Here is a 24,317-nt window from a genome sequence, read left to right as displayed (position 1 = left end):
CGAGATCAGTCGTCATCGTCGTCGTCATCGTCGTCGTCATGGTCATCGTCGTCATCATCATCGTCATCGGTCACGGCCACACGCTGGGGCGGTTGGGGAACGGGTTTGACGACCTTCGTGGCGGAGGTGCGCGCGGGCGTGGGCGCCGGTGCACCGGCCGGGGCGGAGCGGCGAGGAGTGGGCGTGCCGGCCGACGTGGAGGGGGAGGCCGCGACAGCGGTCGTCGGCGTCGACGCCGGGGTCGGGCCGGTCGGCACGACCGTGCCGCTCGGGCCGGTTCCCGACACCCCGTCGGTCGGAGTCGCTCCGGCGGCCGAGGCGGTCGGGGTCCGGTCGAGGTCGACGACACGGCCCAGGTCGGGGCGCTCCTGTCCGAAACCGAAAGAGGCGCCGAGCGCGACGACTGCCACGGCGCACAGTGCGGCGACGGTGGCGAGGACGAGGCGGGCTGACGACATGACTCCATCGTGGCGGGCACCCGGAGGCGGAGTCAGGCCGCAGACGATGAGAGTCCTCTCATCGTCGTGTCATCGGCCTCTCACACCCGGCGTCGAGGGTTGAGCACGTTCCCGGCTCGCCGACGGCCTGCTGCGGACCGGCACCGATCGTCTCCGAGAGGACCCCTGACATGGACCTGACCACCTTGTTCACCGGCCTGGCGCTGAACCTCACCGTCATCGGCGTGCTGGTGTTCGGCTGCTACCGACGACGTCACAGCAAGGTCGATCTCATGCTCAGCTACATCGTGCTGAACATCGGGGTCTTCGGGGCCGTCGCCCTGCTCGCGGGCGCCGACGGGGGCGTCGCGCTCGGCATGGGCCTGTTCGGGATCCTCTCGATCATCCGCCTCCGCTCCAGCGCGATCTCGCAGACGGAGGTCGCCTACTACTTCGTCGCGTTGGTCCTCGGGCTGGTCAACAGCCTCGGCGCGCATGTGCTGCCGCTCGCGCTGACGATCAACGTGTTGCTCCTCGGGGCCCTGTGGGCACTGGATCGGGGGGAGCGGGCCGTGAAGCGCCGCCCCACCGAGACCCGGCGGATCACCTTGGACGTCGTCCACGACGACCCGGACGCTCTGCGTGCCGACCTCCTTGCCCGACTGCGCACGCCCGCCCTGTCGGTCGGCGTCGAGGAGATCGACTACGTCCGTGAGGTCATGGTGCTCAACGTCGAGGTCGACAGGCCGAGGTCCGGGGCCACGAAGGCGAACGCGACGACCGGTGATGCGCTCTACGCCGGAGGCACCCGGTGAGCGCCCTCTCCCCGGCGCGCGCCCTCTCCCCGGCGAGCGCGGCGATGGACGTCCTGGCGGAGACGACCGGCTCCGTCGACCTCGCGACCGTCCTGGACCGGGCGGCGCTGACGGAGCGCGTCGACACCAAGTACCTGATCTTCCCGGCGGTCCTGGGCCGTCTCATCGAGCATCTCCAGGCGGAGCCGGAGGGGGAGGTCGACGTCCTGGAGATCGACGGGCGCCGCCGGTTCGCCTACGAGTCGCGGTATCTGGACACGCCCGACCTGCGGATGTTCCGTGACCACCTCCAGGGGCGGCGCCGCCGGTTCAAGGTCCGCACCCGCAGCTACCTCGACACGGGTGGCAGCTTCCTCGAGCTGAAACTGGCGGGGGCCGTGGGCGGTACCGAGAAGGTGCGCTGGGCGTTGCCCGACCGTGCGGTCGAGGACGTCGCTGGTCGGGCACCGGGCGCGCTGGAGTCGCTGTACCGAGAACTGGCCCACCACGGCCATCGCCGCATCGACACCCTCGCGCCGTCGCTGACGACGACCTACTCGCGGACGACGTTCGTCGGCCGGAACCGTCCGTTCCGACTCACGGTCGACACCGATCTGGAGTGCAGGGAAGCCCTGCGCCCCGGTCGGGGGGGTCTTCAGGCGCTGCACGACCGGGTCCTCCTCGAGGTGAAGAGCCCGACCAGCCGAGACCGGGTCCACCGTCTCCTCCTGGACCTCGGTGCACGCCCGGTCGCCATGAGCAAGTACGGCGTCGGGCTCGGCCTCACGCGCGGCCTGTCGACCCGCCCGTGGGCGGACGCGGTCGGCCGTCACCTGGACGCCGACCTCGCGGCCTAGCCTCGTGGGGCCCGTGTCGTGAGGCGCGTGTCGTGGGGCCCGGACACGACGGTCGGGCAGGTGGGGTCAGGACTCCTCGTCGTCGCCGCCGAGCAAGGAGTTCAGCTCGTCGTCGAAGCTCTTCTCGGTCGCCATGAGCCCGTCGAGGTCGAGCATGACGAGGACGTCGCGCACGGGCACGCCGGTCTCGAGGCACAGGAGGATCGCCTGCCCCATCTGGACGGCGGCGAAGTTGCGCGCGAAGCCCTGACGCAGCGCCTCGGAGACCTCCGGGTGACTCAGCGGGTCGGCGTCCTCACCGAACCGGCGCTGGATGCCCCGCACGATGTCGTACGCGTTCTGGTTGGCCTCACCCACGATCCGCTGGATGCGGGAGGCGGCGGTGGGGTCGAACTCGAGATCCATGGCGCTGCTCCTCGTGCTGCACGGCGGTGGGCCGGTGTGTCCGGCCGCCCCAGTGTGGCGGGTCCGAGGCGACCGCGACGACGCCGCCCCGCCATCGGCCCTCCACGTCGTCCCGTCGTGGCTGCTCAGGGCGCCGACGGCGTCGGGGTCGCGCCCATGCCGTGGTGCATGTGCTCGCCGCCCATGTCTCCCATGTCGGGGGTGGTGGTGCTCTGGAGGACCGTGGGGTCGAGCATGCCGACGATCATCGCGATGTGGGCGACGACGAGGAACACCGCGACCATGGCGACGTGCAGCCGGAGCCAGCGGGAGGGGTCGTCGCGGACGAGGACGCCGGCCTCGAGGAGGCTGATGACGATCATCGGGACGCCGCCGAGGAGGTAGGCGCCGACGGCGATGACGTCCGCCGGGCCCGCCCACCCGCCGGTCCGGGTCAGGGGGAGCACCGCGTGCACGACCAGGTGAAGGGCGATGAAGACCCACACCGGGCCGACCAGCAGGCCGACGCCGTGGCTGAGCCGCCGCACCCACGCGGGGGTGGCTCTGCCGAGGAGCAGCACGAGTTCGGTGATGGCGAGGGTCTCGGCGAGGACGACGGGAAGAGCCATGAACAGCAAGAGATTCCACGGCTGACGGATCGAGAGGAGGCCCATGTAGTGCGTCATCGACATCCCCGCCATGCCGCCGGCACCGGGGTCGACGGTGCGGTCGCTCACGAGGAAGGCGGCCAGCACGGCGACGACGGTGGCGACGGCGAGGAAGACCCGGGCTGCGCGGGTCGAACGGGCCGGTGTCAGCTGCGTGGCCGCGGGGTGCGTCTCGTCCTGCGCGTCACGGGTGTGCGGGGTGGTCATGGCGTCCATGTCCCTACCGTGGCGCGACCGTGTGAGGCCGCGACGAAGCGTCGACGAAGATTCCGTCAAGAATCCCGGCGCCGGGGCTCGACCGGACGGGAGCCGCGGCGGAATCGACGGGAACGGCGGGTGCTCAAGGCCCGTCGGTGTCCGTGGACTCCGGGCCGACGTCCCCGGCCTGGCGGTGTTCTCCGCCGAGCGGCAGTGTGAGGATGAACGCCGCTCCGCGTCCGGGACCGTCGGAGACGGCGGTGAGGGTGCCGCCGTGCGCCACGGCGATGGCCCGGGAGATCGCCAGTCCGACGCCGGTGCCCGCAGACGTCTCTCGGTGACGTGGTGGGGCGCCGCGGTAGAACCGGTCGAAGACGTGGGGGAGGTCGACCGGGTCGATCCCCGCACCGGAGTCGCGCACCTCGATCCGGACGACACGGCCCTCGGCGCGCGCGGCGAGTTCGACGCGACCTCCCGGCGGGGTGTGGTGGATCGCGTTGCGCACGAGGTTGTCCAGGACCTGGCCGAGGCGGGCGGGGTCGACCTCGACGGTCCCCGGCACGGGGCCGGCGGGGACGGCGACGGTGAGACCGGCTCGTCGGGCGCTCGCCGTCGCGGCGTGGGCGGCCGCTGCGAGGAGGTCGTGGACGGGCGTCGGGCGTCGGTGGAGGTCGAGACGTGCCTCGTCGACGGCGGACAACTGCGTGAGATCCCCGGCCAGCCGGGTCAGCCTGCCCGTCTGCGTGCGCAGGGTGCCGACGGTGGTCGCGTCGAGCGGGACCACCCCGTCCTCGAGCGCCTCGACGGTGACGTCGAGAACGGCGAGGGGGGTGCGCAGCTCGTGGGCGAGGGCGGTGAGGAGCCGACGACGGGTCTCCTCGGTGTGATCGATGCGCGCCGACATGTCATTGAATGCGGTTGCGACAGAGATGAGTTCGGGCTCGGACCCGATCAGTTGGACGGGCTCGTCGTACCGCCCGGCGGCGATGCGGCCCGCGCCGGCGGCGAGGGCGTCGAGATCCCGGCCGAGTCGACGCATGAGCCAGGCGCTCGTCACGGCGGCGGAGACGAGCGCGATGACGGCACCGGCGAGGATCGCCGCGAGCCCCGCGGAGCGGAACGCCTCCTGGGCGTGCATGAGGACGCCCGGCTGCCCGGCGTGCCCGGCCTGCCGCATGTGGGAGTCGAAGACCGCGGGGGCGACGAGGGCCGCGACGAGGATCGTCGCGCCGAACGCGAGGGCGACGACGCCGGTCTGCACGAGCACGAGGTGCCGGGTCAGCGACCCGCGCGTGGCGCCTCTCATTCCCCCGCACCCATCCGGTAGCCCACCCCGCGGACCGTCGAGACGAACCGGGGCCGGGCGGGGTCGTCGCCGAGCTTCTTCCGGACGTGGGCGATGTGGACGTCGACGAGGTGTTCGTCGCCGACCCAGTCGGGTCCCCACACCTCGTCGATGAGGCGGCGTCGGCTGAACGCCATGCGCGGCTGGGCGGACAACACCTCGAGGAGGTCGAACTCGGTGCGGGTGAGGTCGACGGGCCTCCCGTCGAGGAGCACCTCGCGGGCCCCGGGGTCGACGCTCAAGGTCCCGACGATGCGCCGTGCGGGCGCCGCAGCGGCGGCGCCGTCGTTGCGGGGGCGCCGTTGCATCACCTGGATGCGTGCGACGAGTTCGCGGACCGAGAACGGTTTGGTGACGTAGTCGTCCGCGCCGACCGACAGCCCGACGAGCGTGTCGACCTCGTCGTCGCGGGCGGTGAGCATGACGACGTAGCAGTCCGAGAACGTCCGGACCCGACGACAGACCTCCACCCCGTCCAGGCCCGGCAGTCCCAGGTCGAGCACGATGACGTCCGGCGCCCACTCACGCGCCGCGGCGACGGCCTCGAGGCCGTCGGCGACCGTGCGCACGGTCATCCCGGCGCGTTCGACGTAGGCGGAGACCGTCCCGGCCAACACCGGCTCGTCCTCCACCACCAGCACCCGCGCGCCTGGGACCACCATGCCCTCAGTGTGCCGGGGGGACGTCCTGACCCCGCGTCCGGGAGCGGCCCGCGGCGGTGCGGTCGGTGCGATCGGTTCGCCCGGTCGGCCGTCGGTCAACCGGCGGGAACTGCATTCAGCAGGGCGGTCCCCGCCGTCCCGGCCTCGTCCATGAGCGCGCGAGGAACGGCGATCAGGTGCGTCTGCTCCTCGAACGCGTCGTGGTCGCCACGGGCCGTGACGCCGGCGCGGAAATCACGGGTGAGCGCCGCGATCGTCTCGGGTTCGTCCCGCAGCTGCAGGCCGACGAGGACGAGGTCGGACAGCGCCTGGTCGTAGTCCTCCAGGTGGGCGGCGACGTCGGGATCCCAGCGGTCGCTGTCGACGAGCAGGTCCGCGCGCGCGGCCGAGGCCTCACGCAGGGCACGGACGAGCGCCGAGTTCCGGCCCTTGGAGTCGGGCCCCGCAGCGGCGCGCGGCCCCGCCTCGGCGAGCGCCTCCCCCGTGGCGTGCCACGCGGCGTGGATGCGACGGTCCAGCGAGGGCAGACGCGGGCCGGGCACGACGACGAAGCCGAGGACGAGACTGACGAAGACCGCGGCGAGCATGAGGACCGTGTACTCGACCAGAGTGCCGACCGGGTCGAGGTGCCGCGTCGAGACGTTGAGCCCGACGGAGACCAGGACCATGCACCCGTTGCCGATCGCGGGCCGGTCCGTGATCACCCAGAGTCCGACGACGAGAGCCACGAGGCTCACCGGCAGGAGCGCAGCGGCGGGGGCGAAGAGGAACACCCCGAACGCGACGAGGGCGCCGACGACGACTCCGACCAGCCGCGGACGAGCGCGTGCGAGGGACTCCGACCAGCTGGCCTGGAGGATGGCGAAGGCCGCGAGCAGCACGGTCGCGACGAGCGGATCGCCCGGCCGCAGGGTGGCGGTGATGACGAGCATGATGAGCATGCCCAGGGCCGTGCGAACGGCGTGGCGGACGTACGTCGATCGGGCGCGCCATGTGGGTCGCCGGGCGGCCCGGTACAGCTCGCGCTCCTGAGCGTGGGGTGTCGCGGTGGAGTCGTCCCGGTGCGCCAGGGCCGCCGCCACCTGATCGAGACCGGCGCTCGCCGTCCCCGCCGCAGTGGAGACCGCGTTCTCCGACGGGTCGGGGGCCCCGGTCGCGGCGGTGGGGCGCGGCGCCGCCTCGTCGTCCGCGACACCGGCGGCATCAGCGGCATCTGCGGCATCCGAGACGTCCGCGGCATCCGAGACGTTCCCGCCGTCCGCGGAGAGGTCCGGGTCCTTCGCCCGCACCTGCTCGGCCAGCTGCGCCGCTCGCCTCCGCAGCGGTTCGACGCCCGCCGCGCTCGGGCGTTCCGCCGCCGGTTCTGCCGGGCGCTCGCTCCGGGTTCGCACTTCGCGCTCGGTCTCCTGCAGCCCGATGCGGTAGCGGACGGCGCCGTCCAGGACCTGTCCGAGCCATGTCGGTCGACCATCGCTCACCCAGGTCTCGAGGGCGCCGGAGACGTCCGGCCGGCGCGCGTCCAACACGCCGGCGATGCGGAGTCGGGTCTCCTCCCGCGGGTCCCCGGCCCCGAAGAGCACGCGGACGACGAGGGCGACGAGGACGCCGGCGAGCACGCGAGCACCAACTGGGTGGGCCGGAAGGGCCCCGTCACCGCCGAGCCGTAGGAGAACAGGCTCGCCATGCCGACCCCTTGGCCGACGCCCACGTACCGACTGCCCAGCACGGGCAGGAGCGCGGCGACGAAGAGAACGGCGACGACTGCCGCGATGGAGGCGACGCGGGAGACCTCGCTCACCAGTCGCGGCACGACGGAGGCGACGACGAGGCAGGGCAGGACGACGATCGCCATGCGCATGTCGGCCCGCAACCGTCCTCCCAGGAGAGCGATGAGGGCGAAGAGGGCGACCAGCGCGCCGATCATCGCCACGCTCCCCGCCCCCACCGCCGACCCCAGGAAGAACGCCGGAGCGACCGCGACGACGGCGAAGACGAGCATGATGGGACGGGCCTTGACGGGAGCGGACCCACCAGGGGCTGCGGTGCTCACCCGCAGCCCGTCGGTGCGGTCGGCGTCGCCCGCCGCGCGGGTGTCACAGCGATCATCCCGCCACCCTAACGAGCGGCGACGGGGTGGGGCCGTGGCCGATTCGACGAGGCGGTCCGGTCGCTCGCCCCGACCGCGGTCGGGGCGCCGTGTCCGTATGCTGCGAACGGTCGCCCCCTGAAGCGCGCATGAGGGGTGGTTCCGCGGCGGACGACGGCGATCCCGTCCGCCACCGCAGCGCCCTGGTCCGCGTGACCGCACGGCTGGAGTCGTGCGGCCCCGACTCCGATCCGAGGGATTCCCACCGATGTCCGACTCAGCGCCACGCTGGTCCGATCCGGGCGAGGCGAACCGGTCTCGCGTCCGGATCCTCGCCGACGTGGGCCGTGCTCTGGTGTCCCTGGTCATCGTCTCGATCGCGCTCTCGGTCGGAGTCGCGGTGGCGGGCCTCACGATCACGCAATGGTGGGTCCTCGTCTCCTCCGTGGCCGTCGCCGCCCTCGTGCTCGAGCTCGCGACGGGGTCGTTGCTCCGTGGTCTGGCCGCCCGGGGCAGCGTCGTCACCGCCCTCGTCCTGGGGACGACGGCACAGCTCGCCGTCCTCGGCACGGCGTTGGCGCTCAGCACGGACCTGGCCCGGTTGCCGTTCACGACGATCGTCCTCGTCCTCGTCGTCGCCGCGGCCGTGCTCAGCGCGGGCAGGTGGGTGGTCGGCGCCTCGGACAGCGCCTACATCGTGGCCGCGGCCGGCCGTCACGGCGCCCGTACCCGCGTCCCCGCCCGCGCCCGGAGCAGCTACGAGGGCGGGCCCGGCGGCGGGAGACGCCCCCGCGGCCTCCTCGTCGTCCAACTCGACGGAGTGAGCCTGCCGACGCTGCACCGCGCGATCGAGGGCGGGCAGGCACCGGCGATCGCGCGCTGGGTGGGGACGACGCACGTCCTCCGCGGGTGGTGGGCCACGGTGCCGTCGACCACCCCGGCGACGATGGCGGGGGTGCTGCACGGTGACGCCGACACGGTGCCGGCCTTCCGGTGGTGGGACCGGCGGGCCGGCCGGTTGCTCGCGGCCAGCAACCCGAGGGACGCCCTGCTCATCGAGAGTCGATTCGCCTCGGGCAGCGAACTGTTGTCGGGCGGGGGGACCGCGACCAGCACGACGTTCACCGGTGGTGCCACTCAGGCCTACCTCACGATCAGCAACGCCACCCGCCTTCGAGGCCTCGGGTCCGGGTCGGCCTTCCTCGGCTTCTTCTCCCGGCCGCTGCTCCTGCCCGGCGCCCTGGTCCTCACGGTGGGCGAGGTCGTCAAGGAGCTGTACCAGGCCCGTCGGCAGCGGGTGCGGGGAGTCCGGCCGCGCATCCCGCGGCGCGGGACCTACGTGGTTCTGCGCGGACTGACGAACGTGCTCGTGCGCAAGCTCAACCTCTCGCTCATCGCCGAGGCCATGGGGCTGGGGCGGCCCGTCATCTTCGTGGACTTCGTCGACTACGACGAGATCGCCCACCACGCCGGCCCCGAGCGGCCCGAGTCCCTGCGGGCCGTCGAAGGTCTGGACGCCGTGCTCGGGGCGCTGCAGGCGCTCGCGCGATCCTGTGCGACGGACTACGAACTCGTCGTGCTCTCGGACCACGGGCAGTCACTCGGGAGCACCTTCGCGCAACTCAACGGGCAGGGGTTCAGCGAGCGCGTCCATGAGCTCATGGGCCTGGCACCGGCGGACGAGGACGCCGGCGACATCGGCACGGGGGAGGACTGGGCGCCGATGAACGCCCTCCTCGCCTCGGTGCTCGAGCGCTGGACCACGGAGTCCCCGCCCGTCGTCCTCGGACCCGATCAGGGCCGCAACCCCGCCGATCGTCGGCCGCGAGGCCGGGGGCTCGAGCCGCACACGGACCGGCCCCCCGAGGACCTCGCCGATCTGCCGGAGGTCGTCGTGACCGGCGGTGGGAACCTCGGAATGGTGTGGTTTCCCCGTCGTGCCGACCGCCCCACCCTCGGCGAGATCGACCGGACGTGGCCCGACCTCGTCCCCGGCCTGCTGGCGACCCCGGGGGTCGGTCTCGTCCTCGCCGCGGACGAGGACGGGGTACCTCTCGTCATCGGCCCCACGGGGGCGCGCCGCCTCGACGGCTCGGCCACGGTCGTGTCGGGCAGCGACCCCGTGGCCGGTTTCCCGCAGCGGGCCGCCGCGGACCTCGCCCGCTTGTCCGCGGTCCGCGATGCCGGCGACCTCGTGGTCATCTCGACGGTGAACGGCCGGGGCCACGTCCACGCCTTCGAGGAGCAGGTCGGATCCCACGGCGGACTGGGCGGTCCGCAGAATCACGCGATCCTGCTCCATCCGCGGGACTGGGCACTCGATGCGTCCTCGACGAGCACGGTCCCGGAACTGGGCGAGTCGCCGGTGCTCGTCGGACCGGTCGCGCTGCACCACCAACTCCGCCGGTGGCGGGACGCGTGGGTGGGCGGCGAGGGCGTCGCGCCCTGAGCCTGTCCGTCGTCGCCGGCCGGTGTCACCTCTCGGATGGTCGACGACCCCTCGTGCAGGTCAGCCGCAGTCGCAGACGCCGCTCGCCGGCAGCTGGACGAAGCAGCGGGGGCAGATGGCGGGCATCGGCTCCGGGGCCGAGCGCTTCGTCGCCGGCCGGGTCGAGGACGCCGCGGGCTTCGCGCCGGCAGTGGCGCTCGACGACGGGCGTGTGGCGGCGCGGGGAGTGCGGGGACGGGTGAGCTTCTCCGGCGCCGGTCGTGGCGGCGGGGGTGGGGTCTCGGCGGGAAGGAGGTCGGCGACGCCGAGGGTCTCGGCGAGGGTCACCGCGGCCGGGATCGTCTGCCAGAGTGCCCCGTGACGCATGCGGAACCGCGTGCGTTCTCCGCTGCGCCAACTGCCGTAGATCGCGCTCGGTCCTCCGCGGGAACGGAAGTGCTCCCATGCTCCGGGCGAGCGCTTGACGACGAACAGGTCCTGGCCGTCACGCATGACGAGCGCCGAGGCCCCATCGCGCGTCTCGGCGAGGACGGCGACCGGGGCCGACGCCTCCGCGAGCAACGGCACGACACCCATGACGGCGTCGCCGACGGGGACACCGACCCGCAGCGCCACGCCGTTGAGGATCTCGTAGTCGAAGGACCGCTCCTCGATCTCGCCAATCAGCGCGGTGAGTGCGGAGGGATCGGACGACGGATCGTCGCTCGGCCGGTCGTCGTTCGGCCCGTCGGCCGTCCCCGGGACAGTGTCGGCGTCGCGCCCGGCCGCCGACGCGGCGTCGGTCACTCCGTCGGGGGACGCGGCCGTGGTCGGCAGGTCCGAGGTGTCGTCGGCGTGGTCGGCGTCGTCGGTTCCGGGGGTGTGGGTCGCGTCCACGTGCGCCTCCTGATCGTGCGGGTGACGTCCGGCGAGACGATCGGCCCCGCCGGACCGCCGGACAGCCTACTGACTCCACGGTGCGCCCTCGACGCCCGGGAGGAGAAGCGGCGACGAACACCACGTGGCCGACCTTCGCCGCCGACGACCCGGGTGGCGAGGGGAGGGGCTTCGGGCGCGCCCTCGGAGGACGGGCATGGGTGACCCCGGACTGCAGGCTTCCCCACCGCCGTCCGGGGTCAGGTCAATCCTGCCCGCGCGAGGACCGTTCACCGTGGCGACGCACCGCGACGGCGACGCGCGAATCGTCGGGTGCGCCCCGCGCCGGGCTCAGATCGTGAGGACGTGGCAGGGGGAGCCGACCCGGCGCGCCGGGTCGACCTGGGGCGCCGGGATCATCCGCGGCGCCGGGACGGGGACGAAGTCCGCCGCGCGGGTGCCGAGGCCGAGGAGCGCCTCCAGGGCGTCGGCGCAGCGGCTGCAGGCCCGGCCGTCGCCGTACGGGTTGACCGCGTTCGCCATCTCCGCATACGCCTTCGCGTCGTCGAAGAGACGGTCGAGGTGGCGCAGGACGTCCGCGCCGTCGGTGCCGACGAGGCGGGCGGTGCCGGCGTCGACGGCCTCCGGGCGTTCGGTCGTGTTCCGCGCGACGAGCACGGGCACGCCGAGGCCGGGAGCCTCCTCCTGCAGGCCGCCGGAGTCGGTGAGGACGACGGTGGCGCGACGCAGCTCGTCGACGAACGTCACGTAGTCGAGCGGGTCGCGCAGGTCGACGTTGGGCAGGTGCGCGAGGTGCGGAACGACGGCGGCGCGCACGTTCGGGTTGAGGTGCAGCGGCACGATGACGTCGACGTCGGGGTGGGTCAGCGCGAACTCCCCGATCGCCCGGGCGATGTCGGCCATGCGCTCGCCGAGGTTCTCGCGGCGGTGCAGGGTGACGAGCAGGCGACGGCGGACCTCGTCGACATCGGTCGGTGTGGGGAGGTCGGGCAGGCCGGCGACGACGTGGTGGAGCGCGTCGATGACGGTGTTGCCGGTGACGACGATGTCGTCCGGAGTGACGTTCTCGGCGAGCAGCGCGGCGCGGTTGCCCTCGGTGGGCGCGAGGTGCAGCGAGGCCAGGCGGCCGATGAGCTGCCGGTTCGCCTCCTCGGGGAACGGGCTGGTGAGGTCGTTCGTGCGCAGCCCGGCCTCGAGGTGCACGACGGGGATCTGCGCGTAGAACGCGGCCTGCGCCGCGGCGTTGGCCGTGCTCGTGTCGCCGTGGACGACGACGGCCGCCGGCCGCAGTTCGCGGAGGATCGGGGTGAGTCGCACGAGGGTCTTGGCGACGATGGCCTCGACGCCCTGGCCCGGCTCGAACAGCTCGAGATCGTGCTCGGGGGTGATGCCGAAGACGTCGTTGACCTGGGTGAGCATCTCGCGGTGCTGGCCGGTGACGACGACCTGGACGTCGAAGGCGTCGCGTTCGCGGCAGGCGAGGACGAGCGGTGCCGTCTTGATCGCCTCGGGCCGGGTGCCGTAGACGAACAGGACGAGCGGGCGCTGCGGTGTGTCGGTCGCCGACGTGGGGTCGGTGTTCATGGTGCTGTCGCTTTCTCGTGGCAGGTGTCGATGGAGCGAGGGGGCTGCGTGCCTGTCGGCGCGCTCATGTGGGTCCGGACGACCTCAGGGGTGTCGTGACGGAGGCGCAGACCGTCAACTCTGTGATCCGGTGGGGCCGGTGTGGGTGACACCGCTGGCAGCGATGCGAACGGTGAGGAACAGTGCGGCGGCGAACGCGACGAGCACGCCGAGGGCGCCGACCCAGTGGTGGCCGAGCAGGAATCCCGTCCTGCCGTAGGTGAGGCCGAGCCACCCGAGAAGGAGGTAGCGCGCCTGGTTGGCGACGACGACGAGGACGAGGCCCGCCGCGACGCCGAGGGCGATGCGGTGCACGTGTGCCCGGCGGAGGCCGAGCAGGAGCGCGGCGCCGACGAGGAGCACGGGCGCGGCGAGGATGACCGTCGAGCACAGCGGCGTGATCTGCATGCCGAGGACGTCGGGGGTGCCGACGCCGACGAACAGGCGCGGTCCGACGGCGATCGCCGCGCCGGGAAGGACCCCGGCGACGCGTGCGGCCGCTCCGGCCTCGGCGGCGAGGAACGGGGTCCGGTCGAGGAGGATGAGCGCGGCGATCGCGGCGAGGAGCAGAGCGCCGAGGGTGCGGACGTGCGTGGTCATCGGGTGCCTCCGGGTCGGTTCGAAGCGGTGCTCGTGCGGGTGTGGGTCGTGGTGTGGGCGCCGGTGCGGGGTCCGAAGGAGCCGCGGGCGGTGGGCGCGCGGTCCGGGTGCGGCAGGACGCTGCCGCCGGCGACGGCGCCGACGAGCACGGCGTCGCGGGCCTGGGTGTCGGCGATCTGGGTCGCGGAGACGTACCCGGACTCGCTGAGCCGCCGGGTCTTGACCCACCCGTTCTGCCCGGTGAGCAGGCGCCTGAAGGCGTTGAGCACGTAGATCTGGGTGAGGTAGCTGTAGACCCAGTAGGCGAGGCCGAAGCCGAGTGCCGTGGGCAGGTTCCAGCCGACCTCACGGCCGTAGAGCACACCCCACGTCGCGAACGGCGCGATGCCGGTGAGCAGCACCAGCGGCAACAGCCACCACGAGGCGACCATCCACGGCCACAGCCCGCCGAAGGTCATGGCGCCGTGGACGGCCATGCCGACGAGCACGATCGGCCAGACGACGATGCCGATGAGTGTCTGCACCGGGGTGGTGAGGAAGTAGGTCATCTCGACCGTGGCGGCGGGCGTGACGTGCGGGCTGTTCGCGACCTCGCGCAGGTAGCGCAGGCACTGGATGCCGCCCTGGCACCAGCGGGTCCGCTGTCTGACGAGGGCCGGAAGGGTGGCGACGCCCTCCTGCGCGACGACGGCGTCGTGCACGTAGCGGATCTCGTAGCCGGCGAGCATCATGTGGAGGCTGAGTTCGTAGTCCTCGAGCAGGGATCCGTGCCAGGGATCGCCGGCCTGGGCGCCGATGACCTCAAGGGCGGAGAGACGGCTGAACTGCCCGTTGCCGCCGAGCCCGACGGAGACGGTGTGGCGTCGCAACATCTGCATCGCCGCGATCGTCGTGCGGAACTCCGCGTCCTGGAGGTGACGCAGCAGGCGCACGAACCAGGAGGCACCCACGGGCGCGGCGAACATCTGCACCTGGCACTGCGCGGCTCCGACGACGGGATCTCCGAAGACGTTCTCGCTCGCGACGATCTGAAGGGCCTCGGCGGCGAGGTCGCCGTCGGCGTCGACGACGGTGACGATGACGGAGTCGTGGTCGGCGTCCGCCGGCAGCCAGGAGAGCAGCTGCCGGTAGGCGGCGTTGAGCGCGTCGCCCTTGCCCGTCTGTGCCTCGGGGAACGTGCGGGCCACGAGGTGCACGTGGTCGTCGAGCTCTGCGGCGGCGGTGATGATCGCGGCCGTGGCGTCGTCACTGGCGTCGTCGATGATCCACGCGTGCGCCTGCGGGAACCGTTGACGCAGGCGGCGGATCGAGTCGCCGATGACGGCCTCCTCGTTGCGGCACGGGACGAACACGTGCCAGGAGTAGGCGCCGGCGTTGCCGATCTCGTCGGGACGTCGGCGCAGGTAGGGCACGAGGATCGTCGCCACGTAGGCGAGGAAGACCGTCAGCAGGACGAAGGCGAGCGCCTGGAGCTGGACGTAGGCGGACATGGGGAGGTCTCCTCCGGGAGGACGGTGCGTCGGGGAGGGGACCCGATGAGCGGTGGGGTGGGGGCCGGCGAGGTGACCGGGGGCGGCGCTGGGCCGCCCCCGGTCTTCTCACCCGCGGGAGGTCGACGTCGTCGTCGAGGGGTGGCGGCGGGGGCCACGCATGAGCAGCCACGCACCGAGGACCACGGCGACCAGGGCCAGGCCCAGGACGATGAGGACGGTGGTGCCGCCGAGGGTGGCCGCGGCGGCGCCACCCGCCGCCGTGGACGACATGAGCTTCGTGTTCGTTCCCGCGTACATGGTGTGGACCTCAGGCGGTGCGACGACGGACGGCGTAGCCGCCGCCGATGAGGGCCGACAGGCCGAGGACGCCACCGGCGAGACCGGCGGGCGCGAGCGGCACCGGGGTCTCCTCGGCGTTGGTGACCTTGCCGCAGGTGACGATGCCGTAGCGAATGTCGCCGGTGACCGGTCCTGAGCCCGCCAGCCCACTGTCCTTGACGTCGAACTTCACGTGCATGCCGACGACCTGCAGCCGACCGTCGGGAAGCGTCTTCTGCTCGTTGTAGACGACGGTCATCGACGATTCGGGCTCGATGAGCTTGTTCTTGACGACGACCGTGTGGTTGACCGGCATCGTCGAGAACGAGCTGTGCGGCACGGTGGCGGTGGCCTTGACCGACGCGTCGGGGTTGCCCTCGGCGTCGACGGTGCACCGCACCTGGAGGCTCCCGGCGCTCGTGGTGAGCGTCGGGACGCCGGTGGTGCCGGCCACCGGCGCGTGGATGGACACCGACCCCTGTGCGGCGAAACCGTCCTGCTTCGTCACCTTCGGGTAGTAGAGCCCGGTCGAGCCGTTGACGCGGCCGAACATCGTCGTCCCCACGAGCGGGGATCCGCTCGCGGTGGTGCCGATGGACGAGAAGACCTTCGCCGCGTCGGTGTGGTTCCTGCCGTTCGCGGTGTAGTCGTACGACCAGCCCTGCACCTCGAGCGCGCCGGGCGCGTCCGCGGCGAAGGCGGGCATCCCCGCGAGGACGAGTGCCGCGGCAGCGGCGCTCACGGCCGTCACGCGGGCTTTGAGAATTCCCATGAGTCACTCCCCTGGACACGGCCCCCGACCTGCTCGAGGGCCTGCGATACGACGCCGGGTCCGGGCCCGTCGTGAGGTGAGCGTCCGGAGGGGAGGAACCGGTCGTCCGGTGATGGAACCGGGCGTCCGTTTTGAACGGTCGTTCACGTTGGCGTCGACTCAGTTGTACGACGGTCTCGGACGGGTGACCAGCAACGAGGGATGCAACGTCGCGGGTTGCATCCTTGGGCGGGTTTCGGCGGGCCGGTCAGGGGCGCAGCAGGGAGGATGGGCGGCGACATCCACCGGCGGCGATCCCCCCGCCCGGTCGAACCGGACCGCTCCCGACCCACGGAGGACCCCATGACGACGACCCTCTCCGACGACGATCGCCAGGTCGTCACGTTCCTCGCCTTCGCCTCGCGCGAGTTCGACCGCGCCCGTGATCTGCTCCTCGGTGACGACGAACCGGGTGAGCAGGAGGTCGCGGCCGCCGTCGAGGCCGACCCCGACGCCGACGAGGAGCACAAGAGCGCGGCCCGCAGACTGCTCTCGGCGGCCGGGACCGTCGTCGGCGTCGCCGGGCGGCTCGCGTTCGGCTCGGTGCATCCCCGCGCCGAGGGCTGGGACTCGGCGAGCCTGGACGACCGCACCTCGTGGTGGGTGTCCCGGTTCGGTACCGCCGCCGCGGCGCTCGCCGCCGTGCCGGGAATCGGCGGTCGCCTCGGCAAGATGGTCGGCATCGGCGATGTCGTCGGGGCCGCCGCGCAGATCCTCGTCGTCAACGCCGTGGCGCGGGAGATGGGCCGCGCCGACGTGGGCGAGCGGGTCGTCGCGGCCGCTCACATCGTCCTCGGCCACGACCTCGACCCGGCCGCCGTGCACTCCGTGCTCGACGCGCCCGAGGCGCAGGCCGACCCCGACCAGCCGGGGGACGCCGAGGAGGAGAAGCGCGGCCTCCTCGGCCGTGTCGGACGCACGGGGGCGCTCGTGTGGCGGGTCGCGAAGCGGATGAGGAGTCTTCGCGCCGACCTCGACGAGCGTCAGCAGGGCGGGTTCTTCTCCCGCGCCCTCAGCAATCTGCCCGGTGTCGGCGCCGTGGGCGCCTTCGTCTCCGAGCGATCCGGCATCTCCCAGGCCGCGAAGAAGACCCGCGCGACGTTCGCCTGAGTGAGCGAGGACGTCGGAGGATGAGCGCGAGCGGACACCGAGGGGCGGCGTTCGTCGACGTCGTCGACACCTCGGCGCAGGTGGGCGCGACCCGCTCGCGGACCGCGAAGACGACGCTCGTCGCCGAGGCGCTGCGGCGGGCCGGGCCGGACGATGCCCGGCTGGTCGCGTCCTACCTCGCGGGTGAGCTGCCGCAGCGGCGCACGGGGGTGGGGTGGCGGTCGCTCACCTCGCTGCCGGATCCCGCACCCGAGCCCTCGCTCAGCGTCGCCGAGGTCGACGCCGCGATCACCGACCTCGCCGCTCTCTCCGGCGCCGGGTCGGGGGCGCGGCGGTCGGCCGCCGTCGCCGCGTTGTTCGGCCGGCTCACGGCGGCGGAACAGACGTTCCTCCGCGGTCTGCTCACCGGCGAGGTACGACAGGGGGCGCTCGACGGGGTGCTCCAGGCCGCGGTGGCCCAGGCCGCCGACGTCCCCGTCGCCGCGGTCCGACGCGCGGTGATGCTCGCCGGGTCGAGCGCCACGGTCGCGACGGCGGCCCTCGCCGGTGGCCTCGACGCGCTGGCGGCGATCGGTCTGCGTCTCGGGCGGCCGTTGCGGCCCATGCTCGCCGGCTCCGCCCACGACGTGGCCGCCGGTCTCGCCCAGGCCGGTGGCGGTGCGCCCGTCGCCGTCGAACGCAAGCTCGACGGCATCCGCCTCCAGGCCCATGTCTTCGGTGGTGAGCTCACCGGCGAGCTCACCGACGTCGCCGAACGACAGGTGCGCCTGTACACCCGGTCGCTGGAGGACATCACCGACCGTCTCCCCGAGGTCGTCGGGCTCCTCGCCGCCCTGCCGGTGCGCAGCGCGGTCCTCGACGCCGAGGCCATCGCGCTGCAGGCCGACGGGAGGCCGCACCCGTTCCAGGTCACCGGCGCCCGCACGGCCGGTCGCACCGACCCGGCGACGCTCGCGAGGACGACTCCGGTGACGACCTTCGCCTTCGACCTCCTCCACCTCGACGGCGAGGACCTCCTCGACGCCGGTGCGGCGGAACGATTCGCGCGTCTGGCCGCGGTGGTCCCGGCGGAGGTCCTCGTGCCGCGGGTCGTCACGGCCGACGCGCAGGAGGCGGTGGAGTTCTTCGACGCGCAGGTGGCGGCGGGTCACGAGGGCGTCGTCGTCAAGAACCTCGACGCGCCGTACGCGGCGGGTCGGCGCGGCGCCGGTTGGGTGAAGGTCAAGCCGCGGCACACCCTCGACCTCGTCGTCCTCGCGGTGGAGTGGGGCAGCGGCCGCCGTTCGGGCACGTTGTCGAACATCCATCTCGGGGCGCGGGACCCGCAGACGCCGGGCGGGTTCGTCATGCTCGGCAAGACGTTCAAGGGCATGACCGACGAGATGCTCGCGTGGCAGACGCAGCGGTTCCTCGCGCTCGAGACCCACCGTGAGGGGTACGTCGTCCACGTGCGTCCGGAGCAGGTCGTCGAGATCGCGTTCGACGGGTTGCAGCGCTCCACCCGGTACCCCGGTGGCCTCGCGCTGCGCTTCGCGCGGGTCCTGCGCTACCGGGACGACAAGACCGCCACCGAGGCCGACACCATCGAGACCGTCCGCCGGCTCGCCCTCTGATGCGACGGCCCGCCGACACAACGACGTCTCGACCCGCCGACGCGTGTCCTCACATGGCGAGGCGACCGCCGAGGACGGCGGTGCGGTTCGGCGGGAGGTGGAAGGAGTCGACCCGGCTGCCGGCGTTGCGGCTCAGCAGGACGAAGAGGTTCTGACGCACCCGCTCGAGGCCCCGGACGTTGCCGGGCCGGATGTCGAGGACGGAGAGGAAGTAGCGCGCCTCGGCCGGGTCCCACACGAACTCGGGGTTCTTGTCGTTGCTCCACTTGAGGTTGTGGGGGACGTCCTGGGAGTCGTTGAACCCGAGGCGGATCGTCACGCCGACGATGCCGTCGGTGGGGTCGCCGAGGTCGCTGACCACCACGCGATCGACGTGCCGCACGTGCGGGATGTTCGCGACGGTGACCGTGATGATCGCGATGCGTTCGTGGAGAACGTGGTGGAACCGGAGGGTCTCCTTGAGTGCGAGCGGCACCGTCTCGAGGTTGGCGTGCAGGTAGATGGCCTGGCCGGGCACGCGAGGCACGTGGCGTTCGCGGACCTTGTCGAGCCAGGTGTCGAGGGGGCCCTCGATCTCGGTGCGCTTCTCCCGCACGATCTGGGCACCCCACAACCACGTCGTCATGATCGCGATGACGGCGAGGGCGATGAGGATCGGCAGCCAGCCGCCGTGGACGATCTTCGTGATGTTCGCCGCGAAGAACACCGCCTCGACGCCGCCGATGACCACCATGATGAGGACCACGATCCCCATCGGCCAGTGCCAGACCTTGTCGGCGAGGCCGAGGAACAACACGGTCGTGAGGATGAGCGTGCCGGTGACCGCGAGGCCGTAGGCGCTGGCGAGGGCCGTCGAGCTGCGGAACCCGAAGACGAGCACGAGTACGCCGGCGAACAGCACCCAGTTGATCACCGGCACGTAGATCTGGCCGCCGGAGTGCGTCGAGGTGTGCCGGATGGTGAGCCGCGGCAGGAGCCCGAGGTGGAGGGCCTGCTGGGAGACCGAGAACGCCCCCGAGATCACGGCCTGTGAGGCGATGACGGTCGCGAGCGTGGCGAGCACGACGACGGGCACGAGGAACGGACCGGGCACGAGATGGAAGAAGGGGTTGTCCATGGCGGCGGGGTTCTCGACGATGAGGGCCGCCTGCCCGAGATAGCAGAGCAGCAGGCACGGGAGCACGACCCCGAACCAGGCGAGGCGGATGGGCCGGGCGCCGAAGTGGCCCATGTCGGCGTAGAGGGCCTCGGCGCCGGTGATCGTGAGGACGACGGCGCCCATCGCGATGAACGCGATCATCGGCCGGTCGACGAGGAACGCGAACGCGTGGGTCGGCGACAACGCGGTGACGATCTCCGGGTGGTCGATGATGTGCGGCACGCCGAGGAGGCCGATCGTGACGAACCACAGGAGCATGACCGGCCCGAAGGCCCGTCCGACGACCGAGGTGCCGTACCGCTGGATGAGGAAGAGGACCGTGAGGATGACCGCGGCGATGGGGATGACGAGTTCACCCGCGTGGGGGTCGATGACCTCCAGCCCCTCGATCGCCGACATCACCGAGATCGCGGGGGTGATGAACGAGTCCCCGTAGAACAGTCCCGCCCCGACGATCCCGAGCAGGGTGACCGCGATCGTCGCGCGGGGTCCCTTCATCACCCGGCGCAGGAGGGCCGTGAGCGCGAGGATGCCGCCCTCGCCCTCGTTGTCGGCGCGCATGACCAACGCGACGTACTTGATCGACACGACGAGCGTGATCGCCCAGAACACCATCGAGATCACGCCGTAGACGTCGCCCCTCGTCGGTGCGACGGCGTTGTGGTCGATGCTGAACACCGTCTGCAGGGAGTACAGCGGGCTCGTGCCGATGTCGCCGAACACGACGCCGAGCGCCGCGAACGCGAGCGCCGCGCCCGCCGGGTGGGCGTGACCGGCGGACGTGCTGCCGGCGGTCGACGTGCCCGCGCTCGCGGCGCCGCCGGACGTGCCCGACGGTTCGGGTCGGCTGTCCTCGGAGGTGGACCCGGGATGGGGCACGGGCTCCGAACGGGGGGAGGTCTCGTCGGATGCGAGCGCCTCGTCCCCGGTGGGCCGGGGGGTGGGCTGGGGTTCGTCGGGCTTCGGCACGACGGCAATGGTGACACGCGTCGGCTGCTCCCGGCAGGGCCCGACGGGGGTGATCCTCCACCCGTCGTCCTCGCCCGTCGGCGCGTGCCTGCAGGCGGGTCCGGCAGCGCGTCGGGCACGACGCGACCGCGGTCCACGCGGACGCATCTGCTTGCCCTGTGCGCCGGGGTGACGTAAGCAGGGGGCATGGGTGCACCCGAGTTCGAGCAGACCTACGCCGCGGCCGTACCCGAGTTGTCGACGGCGTGGCGCGCGGCGGCGGTGAGCGAACCCCGGCTCCTCATCGTGGACGGGACTCTGATCGCCGACCTCGGCCTCGATGCCGAATGGTTCGCCGGCCCCGAAGGCCTGCGCCTCCTCGTCGGCGATGTGCCCGACTCACGGCCGACCTATGCGCAGGGGTACGCCGGTCACCAGTTCGGCTCGTATTCGCCGGTCCTCGGCGACGGCCGGGCTCTGCTGCTCGGGGAGTTCGTCGCGCGGGACGGGGTGCGCCGGGACCTGCACCTCAAGGGGTCGGGCCGCACCCCGTACGCCCGCGGTGGCGACGGGCTCGCCGTCGTCGGCCCGATGCTGCGGGAGTACCTCATGGGCGTGGCGATGCAGGCGCTCGGCATCCCGACGACCCGCGCGCTCGCCGTCGTCGCGACGGGTGACCTCGTGCGTCGGGAACGTCCCCTGCCGGGGGCGATCCTCGCTCGCGTCGCGCGGAGCCACCTGCGGGTGGGCACGGTCCAGTACGCGGCGGCCAGTGGGCGCCGCGACCTGCTGCGCGGGGTCGCCGACCACGCGATCGACCGCCACCACCCCGCGGCGCGTGAGTCCGACGACCCCTACCTCGCCCTGCTCGAGTCGGTCGCGCGGAGCCAGGCGTCCCTGGTCGCCCAGTGGATGAGCGTGGGGTTCGTGCACGGCGTGATGAACACCGACAACACGACCTTGTCGGGCGAGACGATCGACTACGGGCCGTGCGCGTTCATCGATGTCCACGACCCGCGCGCGGTCTTCAGCTCCATCGACCACCGCGGGCGGTACGCGTACGGCAACCAGCCCGTCATCATCCAGTGGAACCTCGCGCGGCTCGCGGAGGCGCTGCTGCCGCTCATCGGCCGTTCCCCGCACGAGCTCGACACGCTCGAGGGGACAACGCTGCCGGAACCCACCGAGGCCGCGGTCGAGGCGGCGACGGACGTCCTCGTCCGCGTCCCCGACCTCTACGACGAGACGTACCTGCCGCTCATGGCCCGCAAGCTCGGCATCGACGCCGTGGGTGCGGGCGAGGACCTGCGGGGACTCGTCACCGACGCCCTCGGACTGCTCAGCGCCCACCACATCGACCACACGCGGTTCTTCCGTGCCCTCGCGAACGGCGCGGCGCGGGAGTTGTTCACGGACCCGGCCCCGTTCGACGCGTGGTCCCAGCGCCGGGCCGCCGTGCTCCTCGGAGACGCGGAGGAGACCGCGGCCGCGATGCGGGCGGTGAACCCGCACATCGTCCCGCGCAACCACGTCGTCGAGGACGTCCTCACGGCGGCGACCGAGGGCGACCTCGGGCCGTTCGAGCGGGTCGTCGAGGCGCTGCGGCATCCGTTCGAGGACGAGACGAGCGTCCCCGAGCTCGCCGAGCCGGCTCCGTCGACCGCTGCCCCGTACGTCACGTACTGCGGCACCTGAACGTCGCCGTCCCTCTGCTCGCCGTCGTTCCCCCGCCGGTCGTTCCCCCGCTGTCACTCCCCGCTGAGGGGACGGCGGCCGCGCCGGGAGTCGAACACGAGTGAGGTCTCCGCGTGGGCGACGCCTCGGCGGGTCGTGAGGTGGTCGAGGACGAAGTCCCTCAGTTCGAGGGCGCTGGGTTGGGCCACGTGGACGTAGAAGTCGGTGCCGCCGGAGACGTGGAAGAGGCTCACGACGCCGGGGAGATCGGGGACGGCGTCGCTGAACTCCTCGATGTCGGTGCGCGCGTGACCGGCGAACCGGACGGCGACGATCGCCTCGACGCCGCGCCCCACCGTCGCGGGGTCGACGTCGGCGTGCACGCCGCGGATGACGCCGCGGTCCCGCAGCGACCGGACGCGGGCGAGGCACGTGGACTCCGCGATGCCGCTCTCGCGGGCGAGCTGGGCGTTGGACATGCGGCCGTCGGCCTCGAGGAGGGCGAGCAGGGTGTGGTCCACCTCGTCCAGAGGCCGGGGGTCGTCCTGACGGCTCATGGCACCCCTTCGGTGCGGTGGGAGGGCGCGGGCGTCGCGTGTGTTGTCAGGGTAGACGGTGGCTGCGAAAAGGATCCTGCGATCTGATTGACCGCATGCCGCAGGATCTTCACACTGTGAAGCGTGGGGATGCGCAGGAAGCGCGTCGGTGTGACCGGGGTGTGGTGCCTCCCCTCGTCCTAGGAACGCCGCCGACGAAGCCGGAGTCCGCCATGTCCGACACCCACCTCACCCGGTCCGGGTTCGACACCCTCGCCGTCCACGGTGCCCGCGACGATCTCGCGGCACTCGGGCTGCATGTGCCCTCGATCGACCTGTCCTCCACCTCCCCGATCCACGACGTCGAGTCCGGAGGCGACTCCTACGAGAACCTCGCGTCCGGCGGCAGGCTCGAGCCGGGCCACTCGGCGGTCTACCAACGACTGTGGAATCCGACGGTCGCCCGCTTCGAGGACGCCGTCGCGGGCCTCGAGGGTGCCGAGCAGGCCGTCGCCTATGCCTCGGGCATGGCGGCGCTGTCGGCCGTGCTGCTCGCGTGCGTCCAGGCCGGGACGCCGCACATCGTCGCGGTGCGCCCGTTGTACGGCGGCACCGACCACGTCCTGGCGACCGGTCTCCTCGGGACGCGGGTCTCGTGGGCGACCGTGGAGACGGTGGGCGCGTCGATCACCGAGGACACGGGGCTCGTCGTCCTCGAGACCCCCGGCAACCCGACCCTCGATCTCGTCGACATCGCCGCGGTCGTCGCGCAGGCCGGTGACGTGCCGGTGCTCGTCGACAACACGTTCGCGACACCGGTCCTCCAGCGACCGCTCGAGCACGGCGCGACCCTCGTCCTGCATTCGGTGACGAAGTTCCTCGGAGGCCATGGCGACGTCCTCGCCGGCATCGTCGCGACGAACGCCGAGTGGTCGGCGCGGCTGCGCAGCGTGCGCGCGCTGACCGGCGGCGTCATGCATCCGCTCTCGGCCTACCTCGGGCATCGCGGTCTGCAGACCCTTCCGGTGCGGGTGCGCGCACAACAGGCCGGCGCCCAGGCGGTGGCCGCCTGGCTCGCGCAGCAGCCGCAGGTGGAGCGCGTGCTGTATCCGGGTGCCGACGGCGGCGATCCCGCCGGACTCGTCGGGCGTCAGATGGCCGGCCCCGGCGCGGTGCTCGCGTTCGACCTGGGCAGCTACGACGCGGCGGCGACGGTCGCCGACCACGTGCGCGTCATCACCCACGCGGTCTCCCTCGGCGGGGTCGACTCCCTCATCCAACACCCGGCCTCGCTCACTCACCGACCCGTCGCTCTCGAGGCGCGGCCGACGCCGGGCGTCCTGCGGCTGTCCGTGGGACTCGAGGACCCCGCCGACCTCATCGCCGACCTCGCTCAGGCGATGAGCGCCTGACACCCGCCGCGCGTTCGCCTGCCGCATCCGCGAAGCGCGCGTGCGTGACCGGTCCCTCGAGGGGTTCCTCGCGCGGCGCCGACCCCACGTGGTGGCCGGGAGGCGGTGCTCGACGCCGACTTGGCGCACACCGGGCATACGCGGGGCGGCGCGGTCAGGCGGCGCGGCGGTGCGTGGGGTGTTCCTCGGGGTCGGGTGGTCGCCAGCGCACGGGGGTGCCGGGCCCCTCGGGTGGTCCGTCGAGGGTGCCGATGAGCCGGTCGC

Annotated in this window: 21 protein-coding genes; 7 read left to right on the top strand and 14 right to left on the bottom strand. The window is 72.6% G+C overall.

The window, feature by feature from the left end; all coding sequences use genetic code 11:
- Nucleotides 1-5: 5 nt before the first annotated feature.
- Nucleotides 6-458 carry a hypothetical protein gene (locus RT054_RS15050; RefSeq protein WP_312721017.1) on the bottom strand — a complete coding sequence of 151 codons (453 nt, stop codon included), beginning with the start codon at nt 456-458 and terminating at the stop codon, nt 6-8.
- Nucleotides 459-628: 170 nt separating this feature from the next.
- On the opposite strand from RT054_RS15050, the gene RT054_RS15045 reads away from it, so the two are divergent.
- Together RT054_RS15045 and RT054_RS15040 are read left to right on the top strand one after the other, a co-directional pair.
- Nucleotides 629-1,252, top strand: a complete 624-nt coding sequence (locus RT054_RS15045) for a DUF4956 domain-containing protein (protein ID WP_312721018.1) — start codon at nt 629-631, stop codon at nt 1,250-1,252.
- Nucleotides 1,249-2,088: a polyphosphate polymerase domain-containing protein gene (locus RT054_RS15040; RefSeq protein WP_313025171.1), complete on the top strand. Its 840-nt coding sequence runs from the start codon at nt 1,249-1,251 to the stop codon at nt 2,086-2,088. Before RT054_RS15045 ends, RT054_RS15040 begins: the two co-directional genes overlap by 4 nt.
- A gap of 66 nt (nt 2,089-2,154) precedes the next feature.
- Here RT054_RS15040 and RT054_RS15035 read toward each other — a convergent pair whose 3' ends face one another.
- The 5 genes from RT054_RS15035 to RT054_RS15015 all read right to left on the bottom strand — a co-directional run bounded on the left by RT054_RS15035 (nt 2,155) and on the right by RT054_RS15015 (nt 6,961).
- Complete coding sequence (locus tag RT054_RS15035) at nt 2,155-2,493, bottom strand: hypothetical protein (protein ID WP_312721022.1); 339 nt, start codon at nt 2,491-2,493, stop codon at nt 2,155-2,157.
- A gap of 125 nt (nt 2,494-2,618) precedes the next feature.
- Nucleotides 2,619-3,356 carry a DUF6803 family protein gene (locus RT054_RS15030; RefSeq protein WP_312721023.1) on the bottom strand — a complete coding sequence of 246 codons (738 nt, stop codon included), beginning with the start codon at nt 3,354-3,356 and terminating at the stop codon, nt 2,619-2,621.
- A gap of 124 nt (nt 3,357-3,480) precedes the next feature.
- Nucleotides 3,481-4,644 carry a HAMP domain-containing sensor histidine kinase gene (locus tag RT054_RS15025; protein WP_313025164.1) on the bottom strand — a complete coding sequence of 388 codons (1,164 nt, stop codon included), beginning with the start codon at nt 4,642-4,644 and terminating at the stop codon, nt 3,481-3,483.
- Nucleotides 4,641-5,345 (bottom strand): response regulator transcription factor, encoded by a 705-nt coding sequence (locus RT054_RS15020; RefSeq protein WP_312721027.1) that lies wholly within the window; start codon nt 5,343-5,345, stop codon nt 4,641-4,643. Before RT054_RS15020 ends, RT054_RS15025 begins: the two co-directional genes overlap by 4 nt.
- A gap of 95 nt (nt 5,346-5,440) precedes the next feature.
- Nucleotides 5,441-6,961, bottom strand: a complete 1,521-nt coding sequence (locus tag RT054_RS15015; protein ID WP_313025157.1) for a hypothetical protein — start codon at nt 6,959-6,961, stop codon at nt 5,441-5,443.
- An 810-nt stretch (nt 6,962-7,771) separates the two neighbouring features.
- On the opposite strand from RT054_RS15015, the gene RT054_RS15010 reads away from it, so the two are divergent.
- Nucleotides 7,772-9,880, top strand: a complete 2,109-nt coding sequence (locus RT054_RS15010; protein ID WP_313025152.1) for an alkaline phosphatase family protein — start codon at nt 7,772-7,774, stop codon at nt 9,878-9,880.
- Nucleotides 9,881-9,940: 60 nt separating this feature from the next.
- Here the strand turns inward: RT054_RS15010 and RT054_RS15005 are convergent, their stop codons facing one another.
- From RT054_RS15005 to RT054_RS14980, 6 genes are all read right to left on the bottom strand, one after another.
- Nucleotides 9,941-10,756, bottom strand: coding sequence for a hypothetical protein (locus RT054_RS15005; protein WP_313025148.1), 816 nt, complete (start codon nt 10,754-10,756; stop codon nt 9,941-9,943).
- Between the two features lie 330 nt (nt 10,757-11,086).
- Nucleotides 11,087-12,340: a non-hydrolyzing UDP-N-acetylglucosamine 2-epimerase gene (gene wecB, locus RT054_RS15000; protein WP_313025145.1), complete on the bottom strand. Its 1,254-nt coding sequence runs from the start codon at nt 12,338-12,340 to the stop codon at nt 11,087-11,089.
- A gap of 114 nt (nt 12,341-12,454) precedes the next feature.
- On the bottom strand, nt 12,455-12,979 hold the full coding sequence (locus RT054_RS14995; protein WP_313025141.1) for a hypothetical protein: 525 nt from the start codon (nt 12,977-12,979) through the stop codon (nt 12,455-12,457).
- Nucleotides 12,976-14,469 carry a glycosyltransferase family 2 protein gene (locus RT054_RS14990; protein WP_313025138.1) on the bottom strand — a complete coding sequence of 498 codons (1,494 nt, stop codon included), beginning with the start codon at nt 14,467-14,469 and terminating at the stop codon, nt 12,976-12,978. The genes RT054_RS14995 and RT054_RS14990 overlap by 4 nt, the downstream gene beginning before the upstream one ends.
- A 108-nt stretch (nt 14,470-14,577) precedes the next feature.
- On the bottom strand, nt 14,578-14,769 hold the full coding sequence (locus RT054_RS14985) for a hypothetical protein (RefSeq protein ID WP_312721040.1): 192 nt from the start codon (nt 14,767-14,769) through the stop codon (nt 14,578-14,580).
- Nucleotides 14,770-14,779: 10 nt separating this feature from the next.
- Nucleotides 14,780-15,562: a hypothetical protein gene (locus tag RT054_RS14980; protein WP_312721042.1), complete on the bottom strand. Its 783-nt coding sequence runs from the start codon at nt 15,560-15,562 to the stop codon at nt 14,780-14,782.
- 342 nt (nt 15,563-15,904) lie between these two features.
- Between RT054_RS14980 and RT054_RS14975 the strand changes: the two genes are divergently transcribed.
- Together RT054_RS14975 and RT054_RS14970 are read left to right on the top strand one after the other, a co-directional pair.
- Nucleotides 15,905-16,711, top strand: coding sequence for a hypothetical protein (locus RT054_RS14975; RefSeq protein WP_312721043.1), 807 nt, complete (start codon nt 15,905-15,907; stop codon nt 16,709-16,711).
- Between the two features lie 20 nt (nt 16,712-16,731).
- The gene (locus RT054_RS14970; protein ID WP_313025128.1) at nt 16,732-18,324 is read left to right on the top strand and encodes an ATP-dependent DNA ligase; all 1,593 of its coding nucleotides are present in this window, start codon (nt 16,732-16,734) and stop codon (nt 18,322-18,324) included.
- 49 nt (nt 18,325-18,373) lie between these two features.
- Here RT054_RS14970 and RT054_RS14965 read toward each other — a convergent pair whose 3' ends face one another.
- Nucleotides 18,374-20,452, bottom strand: coding sequence for a KUP/HAK/KT family potassium transporter (locus tag RT054_RS14965; RefSeq protein ID WP_313025125.1), 2,079 nt, complete (start codon nt 20,450-20,452; stop codon nt 18,374-18,376).
- Nucleotides 20,453-20,638: 186 nt separating this feature from the next.
- Here RT054_RS14965 and RT054_RS14960 point away from each other — a divergent pair, with 186 nt between their 5' ends.
- On the top strand, nt 20,639-22,126 hold the full coding sequence (locus RT054_RS14960) for a protein adenylyltransferase SelO family protein (RefSeq protein ID WP_313025121.1): 1,488 nt from the start codon (nt 20,639-20,641) through the stop codon (nt 22,124-22,126).
- Nucleotides 22,127-22,179: 53 nt separating this feature from the next.
- Here the strand turns inward: RT054_RS14960 and RT054_RS14955 are convergent, their stop codons facing one another.
- On the bottom strand, nt 22,180-22,662 hold the full coding sequence (locus RT054_RS14955; RefSeq protein WP_313025118.1) for an Lrp/AsnC family transcriptional regulator: 483 nt from the start codon (nt 22,660-22,662) through the stop codon (nt 22,180-22,182).
- Nucleotides 22,663-22,874: 212 nt separating this feature from the next.
- Here RT054_RS14955 and RT054_RS14950 point away from each other — a divergent pair, with 212 nt between their 5' ends.
- Nucleotides 22,875-24,053, top strand: a complete 1,179-nt coding sequence (locus RT054_RS14950; RefSeq protein WP_313025115.1) for a PLP-dependent aspartate aminotransferase family protein — start codon at nt 22,875-22,877, stop codon at nt 24,051-24,053.
- Nucleotides 24,054-24,317: the final 264 nt, after the last annotated feature.

Origin of the sequence: Mobilicoccus sp. (assembly GCF_032060985.1) — a bacterium.
GTDB lineage: Bacteria > Actinomycetota > Actinomycetes > Actinomycetales > Dermatophilaceae > Mobilicoccus.
Note: the sequence above shows the minus strand (reverse complement) of the source record. Positions and strands in the feature narration are given on the sequence as shown.